Genomic DNA, 10896 nt, shown 5'->3' on the forward strand with positions numbered 1-10896 from the left:
GGTATATAGTATGCAAGACATTAGAAACATTGCCATCATTGCCCACGTTGACCACGGTAAGACAACGTTAGTGGACAAGATGATGCTGGCGGGACACCTGTTCCGCGGAGACCAGACAAACGGTGAGCTGGTATTGGATAACAACGATTTGGAACGTGAAAGAGGTATAACAATCCTTTCAAAGAACGTATCAATCAATTACAAGGGTACTAAAATCAACATCATAGACACTCCGGGACACGCCGATTTCGGTGGTGAAGTGGAACGTGTGCTGAACATGGCAGACGGTTGTATTCTTTTGGTGGACGCTTTCGAAGGTCCTATGCCACAGACACGTTTCGTACTGCAGAAAGCTCTCCAGATAGGACTGAAACCAATAGTAGTAGTAAACAAGGTAGATAAGCCAAACTGCCGTCCTGAAGAAGTACACGAAATGGTATTCGACCTGATGTTCAGCCTTAACGCAACTGAAGACCAGCTCGATTTCCCAGTACTGTACGGTTCGGCAAAAAACAACTGGATGGGTGAAGACTGGAAAACTCCTACAGACAGTATCACTCCGCTGCTTGATGCAATCGTAAAATATATTCCTGCTCCACAGATTCTTGAAGGAACTCCACAAATGCTTATCACATCATTGGACTATTCTTCTTACACAGGACGTATAGCTGTAGGACGTGTACACAGAGGTACAATCAAAGAAGGAATGAATATAACATTGGCCAAACGTGACGGAACATTGGTCAAATCAAAAATAAAAGAAGTACATACATTCGAAGGTCTAGGACGTAAAAAAGTAGAATCGGTTTCTTCTGGTGATATCTGCGCAATAGTGGGTATAGAAGGTTTTGAAATCGGTGATACTATATGCGATTTCGAAAATCCGGAACCACTTCCACCAATCGCTATCGACGAGCCTACAATGAGTATGCTTTTCACAATAAACGACTCGCCTTTCTTTGGCAAGGAAGGTAAATTTGTGACATCACGCCACATTCACGACCGTCTGATGAAAGAACTGGACAAGAACCTTGCCCTCCGCGTAAGAAAGACAGAGAACGAAGACGGTAAGTGGATTGTTTCCGGACGTGGTGTGCTCCACTTGTCTGTGCTTATCGAAACAATGCGTCGCGAAGGCTACGAGCTTCAGGTAGGTCAGCCACAGGTTATCTATAAGGAAATAGACGGAGTGAAATGCGAACCTATCGAAGAGCTTACAATCAGCGTGCCTGAAGAATTCTCAAGCAAGATGATTGATATGGTGACTCGCCGTAAAGGTGAACTTACATCAATGGAAACTCAGGGCGACCGTGTAAACATTGAGTTCAATATGCCTTCACGCGGTATCATCGGTTTACGTACAAACGTGCTTACTGCATCTCAGGGAGAAGCTATCATGGCACACCGCTTCAAGGAATACCAGCCATATAAGGGTGAGATAGACCGCCGTACAAACGGTTCAATGATAGCCATGGAATCTGGTACAGCATTTGCATATGCAATAGATAAGCTTCAGGATAGAGGTAAGTTCTTTATCTATCCGCAGGATGAGGTCTATGCAGGACAGGTAGTAGGTGAACACGTACATGAGAATGACCTGGTAATCAACGTAACAAAATCGAAGAAGCTTACAAACATGCGTGCTTCCGGTTCAGACGACAAGGCACGTATCATTCCTCCGGTAATATTCTCACTTGAAGAAGCGTTGGAATACATCAAGGAAGACGAATACGTAGAAGTTACTCCTAAGAGTATGCGTATGCGTAAGATAATACTTGACGAAACAGAACGCAAGCGTGCAAACAAGAACTGATAAACAATAAAGAACATAAACAAATTCCATTGGACAAATCATAAGTCCAATGGAATTGTTATTATTGACAATCCTTGAATTTTATATCTGGAAAACAATCATATCCTATCATTAAGGATTCACATCTAAAAACAAAGCAATTATGAAAATATTGGTTACAGGTGCAGCAGGTTTCATTGGATCAAAATTAATGTACCAACTGGCAAAAAGAGGTGATACAGTAGTAGGCATTGACGAAATAAATGATTACTACGACGTTCGTCTTAAATTTGCAAGGTTAAAAGAATGCGGAATAGCTGTTCCTGACAACTCTTACATCTATAATGAAAGAGTGCAAAGCACTGTTTTCAATAATTGCTCGTTCATAAAGATGTCAATAGACGACAAGGGTTCAATAGACAAACTGTTTGAAAAGGAGAAATTCGACAAGGTTATGAATCTTGCAGCACAGGCCGGTGTAAGATATTCGATAACCAATCCGTATTCTTATCTTAACAGCAATATAGTAGGTTTCCTTAATATACTTGAGGCATGCAGAAACTATGGAGTGAAACATCTTATATTCGCATCATCAAGCTCGGTTTACGGACTGAACTCAAAAACTCCTTATTCTGAAGACGACAAGGTGGACAGCCCGGTAAGTCTTTATGCAGCCAGCAAGAAATCGAACGAACTGATGGCACACGCCTACAGCAAGCTATATGGTTTTGCTGTTACAGGATTAAGATACTTCACTGTTTATGGCCCGTGGGGACGCCCTGACATGGCCCCTATGCTTTTTGCAAAAGCCATATCCAGAAACGAACCTATCAAAATATTCAACAACGGAAATCTAAGCAGAGACTTTACATACATTGACGATATTGTAGAGGGTACGATACGAGTGATAAACAGCATCCCGAAAGCAGAAGAATGCGAAAACGGTGTAGCATACAAGATATACAACATAGGCTGTTCGGAACCGGTCAAGCTCATGGATTTCATAAAAGAAATGGAGCAGGCTTTGGGTAAAGAGGCTATCAAGGAATATCTCCCGATGCAGCAGGGAGATGTATTCCAGACATATGCCGACACCACAAAACTGGAAAATGAAACCGGATACAAGCCGCAAATCAGTCTTCACGAAGGCATCACAAAGTTCATTGAATGGTATAAATCAGAGAGCAACCCTTTAAAAGAATAAAAAGATAATTGTTTTCTGAAAGTTTTGGATAACTTTGCAAAATCACTAATCACACTACATTATGAAAGAATTTGCGCAAGAGTTACTTGCTATCAACAAGACAGCTGATTATGACCTGACTGTCATAGTGCCTGTATATAACGAAGAAGAAAACATGAAAATGCTGGAAGAAAAGCTGTCGGCATTTACAGCCATTGCCAAGTGTCCGGCATGTATCCTATTCGTAAACGATGGTTCAAAAGATAACAGTCTGGCAGGGATACAGGATATCTGCAGCAGACACAATGACTTCTTCTATATCAGTTTTCTAAAAAATGCAGGACTTAGCGCAGCTATAAAAGCAGGCTTTGACACAGCACAGTCAAAATATGTAGGATATATTGATGCCGATTTGCAGACTGCTCCGGACGATTTCAACCTGCTGCTTGAATATATCAATGACTTCAAACTGGTGATGGGTATCCGTGCAAACAGAAAGGATTCTGGTTTCAAACGTCTGCAATCCAAAATAGCCAACAGTTTCCGACGAATGATGACACACGACGGTGCCACAGACACAGGCTGTCCGCTAAAGATTCTCCATACAGACTACGCAAAGCGTATTCCTTTCTTCACAGGAATGCACAGATTCCTTCCTGCACTTATATTACTTCAGGATGGAGGATGCTTTAAGGAAATTCCAGTAAGACACTTCCCAAGAGTTGCAGGAAAATCCAAATTTAACCTATGGAACAGACTTATATCACCATTTAAGGACTGCTTCGCCTACAGATGGATGAAACACAGATACATAAACTACCATATTAAAGAAAACAATATCTAACTAAACCGCTCCTAATGACAATTGTATATATAATAGGCTTTTTGGCACAGATATTTTTTTCGGCAAGAATTCTTGTACAATGGATATTGTCGGAAAAAGCAAAAGAAATTGTATCCCCATCTATCTTCTGGGTACTTAGTATTGCCGGATCATACCTTTTGTTTATATACGGATGGTGCAGGGATGATTTCTCGATAATACTTGGACAAATCATTTCCTATTATATTTATATCTGGAATCTGAATGCCAAAGGGATATGGAGAAACATAAATATCATATTGAGAATAATACTCTTCATAACACCTGTAGTGGCCTGTGCTTTCCTTCTGGAATCACCTGAACAGTTTATAAGCCAATTCTTCAGAAACGAGGATATTCCAATATGGCTACTCGTATTCGGCTCGGCAGGACAGGTTATATTCACCCTGAGATTTATATATCAGCTGATATACTCATACCACAAACATGAGTCGAAACTGCCAATAGGATTCTGGATTATAAGTCTCATTGGCAGCAGTATTATAGTAAGCTATGGTATTTTCCGCCTTGACCCTGTACTCATTTTAGGACAGTCTGTGGGATTTATAGCATATATAAGGAATATAATCTTGGGAGTAAGAAAAAACAAATCTGTAAACTTAGAAAACAAATAAAGATGTACAATGTCAAAAACATTACGGAGAAGATAGACAGCATCAGTCTTCTGAAATGGATGTTGTTTATTTTCATCTGTCTGATACCTATAAGTGCTTTACGCGATTTTACTCCGGCTAACGAATTGAGATACATAAGCATTGCAGACGAAGCAATAAGAAACGGACACTGGTTCATGCTGACAAACAACGGTGAGCCATACAGTGACAAACCGCCATTTTATTTCTGGCTGCTTATGATAAGCAAGATGATAACAGGCGAATATCATATATGGCTGCTTATGATGTTCTCAATAATTCCTGCCTTGGGATGTATGTACACCATGGATAAATGGTGTGAAAAGGAACTTGGTAAAGGATATAGGAATATAGCACCTCTCCTGCTTATAACTACAGGATATTTTGTAGGTACAGCTATGGTACTGCGTATGGATATGCTTATGGTATGGTTTATCATACTTGCCCTAAGAGAGTTCTACCGTATGTACACCGGAGAAGGAAAATTCGAACGTCATCAGATACTTTTCGGCATATACATTCTTTTGGGATTCTATTCCAAAGCGTTCATGGGCGTATTGATACCACTGATGACTTCTCTGGTTTTCCTTATCACAAAAAAGGAAGTAAAAACATTTTTCCGCTATTGGAACTGGAAGGTATGGAGCATAGTAATCGGAGGTATCGCATTATGGTTCGTGATGGTATGGGTGGAAGCTGGAAGCGAATATCTCTATAATCTTACTGTAGGACAGACTGTAAGCCGTTCCGTAAAGGTATCAGTACACAAACATCCATTCTATTTCTACATCATATTCCTAAGTTATGGAGTAGCGCCATGGACATTCCTTTATGTAGGGAATATAATATGGGGTATGAAAAACAAGATGTTCAAAAGCGATTTGCAGAAACTGTTCATCATAGAAATATTGTCAACCTTCGTAATGCTTTCCTGCTTCGGAAGCAAACTGGCAATATATCTGGTTCCTATTTTCCCATTTATGACTTATCTGAGTCTGATGTGCATGGAAAAGCTACAATGGAACAAATGGCAAGCTTTTGCAGCCAGTTTCCCTGGTTTTGTAATTCTGTTGGCACTGCCGGCCTATATAGTAGCAACAAGGTTTATACCTGAAATTACATCTCCACTGCTTATGATATGCTCAATACTGCTTACGGTTACAGGAGCGATATCAATAGTCATGGCATGGAAAGACAGAAACATCAGAATGACCATAGTTACATTCTGCTCAGGATTCCTGATTACAGCCTTTTTAGCAGGTTTTGCCATGCCTAAGTTCAATCCGCAAATAGGATATGGCGAATTATGCCGTAAGGCTCAGGAAAAAGAAAAGGAATGGAATGTTTCGGGAGTTACAACGCTCGGAGTATGGAGAGCCCAAAACATGGATGTATATTTCCCGGACAGACTTACCGTTTATTCACGTCATGAAGCAGACTCACTGAAGAACATCAATAACAGCCTTCTGATTCTAGACGGAAGATATAAGGAAGAGGAAAATATAAAATCATATATCGACGGCAAAGAGCAGGTTGAGATACTGGATGGCAAATATGTTTTGGTGAGAATACAGTAAGTATGTGTCATAAAAGATAATTGTATTATTACATATTATTAAAAACATGCCTATCTTTGCTATATACTTAAAATGAAAAACAAACGATAAGTTCTGAAATATGAATCATAATACATCAAAACAGCAAGTCATAGTTTCAATGACTTCATTTCCCGCAGCAATACCATACGCACAAAAGGCTGTCGAATCAATCCTAAATGGTTCTGTCCTTCCTGATAAAGTTATACTCTATCTAACTTTCTCTCAATTTGGAGAGAAAGGGATACCTCAACAGTTATTGAACCTATCGCAGATTAATCCTAAGTTTGAGATTCGAAATTATGACAAAGACATACGTTCATATAGAAAATTAATTCCTGCATTAGCAGATTTTCCTGACGCTATTATAGTAACTGTGGATGACGATGTGGCATATAACAAAAATATGCTACGTGACTTATTGCAATTTCACATGCAATATCCTAAAGCTATATTCGCTCATAGAGCAAAACTTATGAATCCGGGAAAACCATATCGCAAATGGAAGAAGTACAGATGGTATAATTTCTTATTCAAGAAAATACACTCCGATTTCAGGAATATACAAACCGGAGTAGGTGGAGTATTATATCCCCCACATTCATTAAAGGCCGAAATGCTTGATGTTAATTTATTTACCAAAATAGCACCTACAACAGACGATATATGGTTTTGGGCTGCAGCAGTTGCTAACAATGTGCCAGTCATACCTGTACCATTTGGTTATAACAAGCCCAAAAGTCTAAATAAGCCACGAAATTTATCATTGAAAACTACAAATTTTAAATCTGGCATTGATAGAAATGCCGCAGCCTTGGCTGCTATTCTTAAAGAATTTCCTAACGTAGGAAAGAGAATTGGTTTTGAGACAAAATAATATTAATTATTTGATATCATGATATACTATTTACCAAAAAACTACAAATTCAAACGTATTAATGACGCAGGCAGTAAAGCCAGAATTGATATAGAAAGGACAATGGATTTATTAGGTTATATTCCAACTGGTAAACATAAAGCTATAAGTAAAAACCGTCTAATACATTTCATACAAACATTAATTACGGTTGTACAAATGCCAATGTACATTAAAAAAGGAGACATACTGATCTTACAATATCCAGTAAAATACTATCGTTTACTATGTTTTCTAGTTCATTTAAGAAAAGCAGAAGTAATTACAATAATACATGATTTAGAATGTTTCCGTAAAAAAAGGAATTCCGTAAGAAAAGAAATAGAATTAATGAACATGTCTGATGCCATAATATGCCATAATCCGACAATGAACAAATGGCTATGCGATAATGGTTTCAAAGGATACAATGGAAAAGGTATTTTAGTTACACTTAATGTATTCGATTTCCTATCAGATTCTCAATGCACAGACAAACAAAAAAGATGGCCTTCACACAGTATTACATACGCTGGACAGCTTGCACCTATAAAAAACAAATTCTTATATGATATAGGAAGCTATATAGAAGACTATACTATGAATGTTTACGGAAAAGGATTTGATAAATCCATTGCAACATGTCCTGAGAAGTTTGACATAAAAGGATTTATGCTACCAGACAAATTAATCAGCTGCGCAGAAGGTGATTTTGGACTCGTTTGGGACGGAGGAGATATTAACAGGTGCGATGGTAATTGGGGGGAATACCTCAAAATAAATACGCCACATAAAGTTTCATTATATATACGCTGTGGCTTACCGATTATAATATGGCGAAAAGCTGCAATGGCACAATTTGTCGAAGAAAATGGAATTGGAATATGTGTAGATTCATTAAAAGACATCAATAACATATATAAAAATATAACAAAGGATGAATATGTGAAAATGTGTGATAACGTACTAAGAATAAGTTATAGATTATCAGAAGGCTGGTATTGCAAAACAGCTATTTCTGAAGCTAGCTCACGACTAAAAGAACTTTAGCCCCCACCAAAAAGCAATAGATAATAAATATGCAAGCTCTCAATACTATATTTTTAGAGCTTGCATTATAAAAATTAAACTACTTTTCAATCTTATCTTATTAGAAAAACGATCATAAACAGTCATGACTCTATTCCTCAATATCATTTAAATCGTATAAATCAAAGTAGCCAAAATCACGCAAAGTATTAATACGGGCACGTCCACGAGCACGTTTAGCCAAGAATTCCTCATAAGATTTTACAGCATAATGATTAATACGAATAACATCTTGTTGAGGCTCACGATCACGAAATCCTTTCTTCAATGACACTCCATGTGAATTAGCAGCGCGTCCGGATATTCGTGCAGCTTCATGACAGCCCACCATTGTACAGACACGTCTCGGATCAACTATACTTTTCACATGAGTATTAAGCTTATGGTTTGGAACTGAATGCTTTCTAAACCTCTCCATAACACCTCCAGGCTCATGTTTCTTAGCTCCCCCACTACCATACACTAACCAATTTATCTCAACAGATGAAAAACTCTCCAGACGCTGAAGAAATTCCCGAATATTTTTATCTTTTACAGGGACTATAAATTCATCCAAATCTATAACTGCAATCCACCGTGCCTCCGTGCGATGCTTCTCAAAACAATTATCATAGGCAGCAAGTTGTTGCTTATGACCTGGCCAATAATTATACTCAACCAAACCAGATTCAATAAAAGGAGCAAGCACTTCTTTTGTACAATCATCACTTTCATTATCATAGATATAAAACTTCTCTACGCCTTGCTTACTATGCCATTCTATCCATTCCTTGAAATAAGGCCCCTCATTTTTAGCTATTGCACAAACTGTCAGATAATACTTAGGAACAGTTTTATCATGCATCATCCTATATTTTAATCTTATTGCATTGAAAAGCCCATAGCGAAGGATTCCACGCCATCTATTGCGCTCCATCTTATTAGGAATCACTCCTGCTATAATTTCTGCCAATACTTTATTCATCGTAAATATGTTTACTTTTTAATATTAAAGCTCAAAACTTGACTTTTCTGGAAGAATTGACTCAAAAGCATTCTTTATATTCTCCATGACCTGTTCATAATTACGAATATGCACATTATCATTAAGACATATTAATTTATATGACTGATTATATATCGCTCTGACAGCCTGCTTAGGCTTTACCATCAAAGGAAACATTTTTGTATCACTATATGTGTTATATGGCTCAAAGTTCCCGCTACATATCTGCCAAGTTCTAAACAACTCCGGCGTATAATCATTTAATGAACGAAACCTATTGACTGAGGTTTCTGTAAGTTCTTTCTCAGCCACAGCCCATACGTCATTAAATGTACTCTTTAAATATGGCTGTGCATTATGCGGTGTACGCAAGGTGATAAATTTCCCGTATGGCTTAAGTATATAATTCCAACAGGCACGTGACCCATAACTTGAGTTAAACCACTTATCATGATCACGAGCCATCACTTCTTTCTTATCAAAATAACGGTTTATAATCCTCATATTATTTTTAATTCTTATATACCATTGCGACCATGAAGGATTGTATAGAAAGGTGGCAATATCACATGGTAAACCATTACGAAAAAAACGTTCCTCTCCAGTTGGACTTATTATATAAAAATCGTCATTAAAATATACGAAATGTTCAGCCAAATCAGGTATCCTGTGTATATACCTTTCTATAACAACCGAATTATATGTAGGCAAAAACTGTTCAGGTATATAATCTTTATGATTTACCAAATTTATCTTTGGATTATTGGCATCTAGCCAATTAGGTTTCTGTCCACTAGTGATAAAATGTATTTTACGAACCCAAGGGGTAAATTTCTCAACCCCACGAAACCAATATTTAAGAAAGCCATAGTCTCGGAATCTAGCTTTAGATACTCCATTCTTTGTGTTTTCCTTATTACCAGAATATTTAGCAAATTCAGCTTGCCATTTTGGGTCATCCATATCAACCCATGTGACTACAAAATCTATATCCATTTTTATATGGTTTTTCATTTGGTTCTTAATCAATATTTCTTCTATGACTATTTAGCATGTTTAAAACGATTATGCGTCCACAAATAAAGTTCCGGACTTTCTTTAATCATTTTTTCCAACATGTTGAAATATATAGTAGTTAGTTCAAAATCTGGAAGTGATTTCGGATTATCATGCATTCTTACAAATTCAACTTCATAATAACCTCTCTTTACACGTTTCATTTTAATGAATACAGCTTCAAAGCCATAGTGTTTGGTTATTTTTTCCGTTCCAGTCAATACAGGCACGTTATGATTTAAAAATGGTATAAAATAGCGCGATTCTATCTTTCTTGGTGACTGATCAGCTATAAACCCTATTACAGATACTTTATTTCCCATAGCTAACTCATTTATATATCGTGCTGTCTTATGCATCTCTACATTTATAGCACCCATTCGACCGCGATTCTGAAGAATCAACTTATCCATATACTTATTCCGTAATTTATGATATATCTGAGCAGCTACTATTCCTTTTTTTTCAATGTACAAAGGTATAGATGATACCCATTCCCAATTTCCATAATGTCCCAAATAAAGTGATACGGATTTGCCATCCCTAAGTATAGCGTTCAGGTCCTCAAAGTTTTTAAATTTCATGCGATTACCTATTTCCTGCTTTGAGATTGTGGCCATTTTGCAACTTTCAAGAATATTATCCGTAAAGAAACGATAGAATTTTTTCTCTAAAGCTATTATCTCTTGTTTATTTTTCTCAGGGAATGATTCTATCATATTCTTACGTACTATCCTCCTTCTGTATCTAACTATATAATATACTATGTAAAAAAGACAATCTGAT

General features: G+C 37.4%; 10 protein-coding genes. 7 read left to right on the forward strand and 3 right to left on the reverse strand.

All coding sequences use genetic code 11. The annotated features are described in order from the left end of the window. Positions 1–10: 10 nt before the first annotated feature. The 7 genes from typA to H6A61_RS05695 all read left to right on the forward strand — a co-directional run bounded on the left by typA (position 11) and on the right by H6A61_RS05695 (position 8030). A complete protein-coding gene (gene typA, locus H6A61_RS05665) occupies positions 11–1813 on the forward strand; it encodes a translational GTPase TypA (RefSeq protein WP_204391896.1) in 1803 nt (600 codons plus the stop codon). A gap of 142 nt (positions 1814–1955) precedes the next feature. Then, complete coding sequence (locus H6A61_RS05670; protein ID WP_204391898.1) at positions 1956–2996, forward strand: NAD-dependent epimerase/dehydratase family protein; 1041 nt, start codon at positions 1956–1958, stop codon at positions 2994–2996. 91 nt (positions 2997–3087) lie between these two features. Next, on the forward strand, positions 3088–3819 hold the full coding sequence (locus H6A61_RS05675; protein WP_154043854.1) for a glycosyltransferase: 732 nt from the start codon (positions 3088–3090) through the stop codon (positions 3817–3819). A 14-nt stretch (positions 3820–3833) separates the two neighbouring features. Continuing rightward, on the forward strand, positions 3834–4472 hold the full coding sequence (locus H6A61_RS05680) for a lipid-A-disaccharide synthase N-terminal domain-containing protein (protein WP_204391900.1): 639 nt from the start codon (positions 3834–3836) through the stop codon (positions 4470–4472). 2 nt (positions 4473–4474) lie between these two features. Next, a complete protein-coding gene (locus H6A61_RS05685; protein ID WP_204391902.1) occupies positions 4475–6067 on the forward strand; it encodes an ArnT family glycosyltransferase in 1593 nt (530 codons plus the stop codon). Positions 6068–6167: 100 nt separating this feature from the next. Next, positions 6168–6962, forward strand: coding sequence for a glycosyltransferase (locus tag H6A61_RS05690; RefSeq protein ID WP_204391904.1), 795 nt, complete (start codon positions 6168–6170; stop codon positions 6960–6962). 18 nt (positions 6963–6980) lie between these two features. Then, positions 6981–8030, forward strand: a complete 1050-nt coding sequence (locus H6A61_RS05695; protein ID WP_204391906.1) for a galactofuranosyltransferase — start codon at positions 6981–6983, stop codon at positions 8028–8030. Between the two features lie 130 nt (positions 8031–8160). On the opposite strand, the gene H6A61_RS05700 is transcribed toward H6A61_RS05695, so the two are convergent. The 3 genes from H6A61_RS05700 to H6A61_RS05710 form a co-directional block, all read right to left on the reverse strand. Beyond that, positions 8161–9033, reverse strand: a complete 873-nt coding sequence (locus H6A61_RS05700; RefSeq protein ID WP_204391915.1) for a glycosyltransferase family 92 protein — start codon at positions 9031–9033, stop codon at positions 8161–8163. A gap of 24 nt (positions 9034–9057) precedes the next feature. Continuing rightward, positions 9058–10050, reverse strand: coding sequence for a stealth family protein (locus tag H6A61_RS05705; RefSeq protein WP_204391917.1), 993 nt, complete (start codon positions 10048–10050; stop codon positions 9058–9060). A gap of 47 nt (positions 10051–10097) precedes the next feature. Next, positions 10098–10896 (reverse strand): lysophospholipid acyltransferase family protein (locus H6A61_RS05710; RefSeq protein WP_204391919.1); only part of this gene is annotated, 799 nt, incomplete at its 5' end.

Source organism: Bacteroides caecigallinarum, assembly GCF_016901995.1.
Classification (GTDB): domain Bacteria; phylum Bacteroidota; class Bacteroidia; order Bacteroidales; family Bacteroidaceae; genus Phocaeicola; species Phocaeicola cellulolyticus.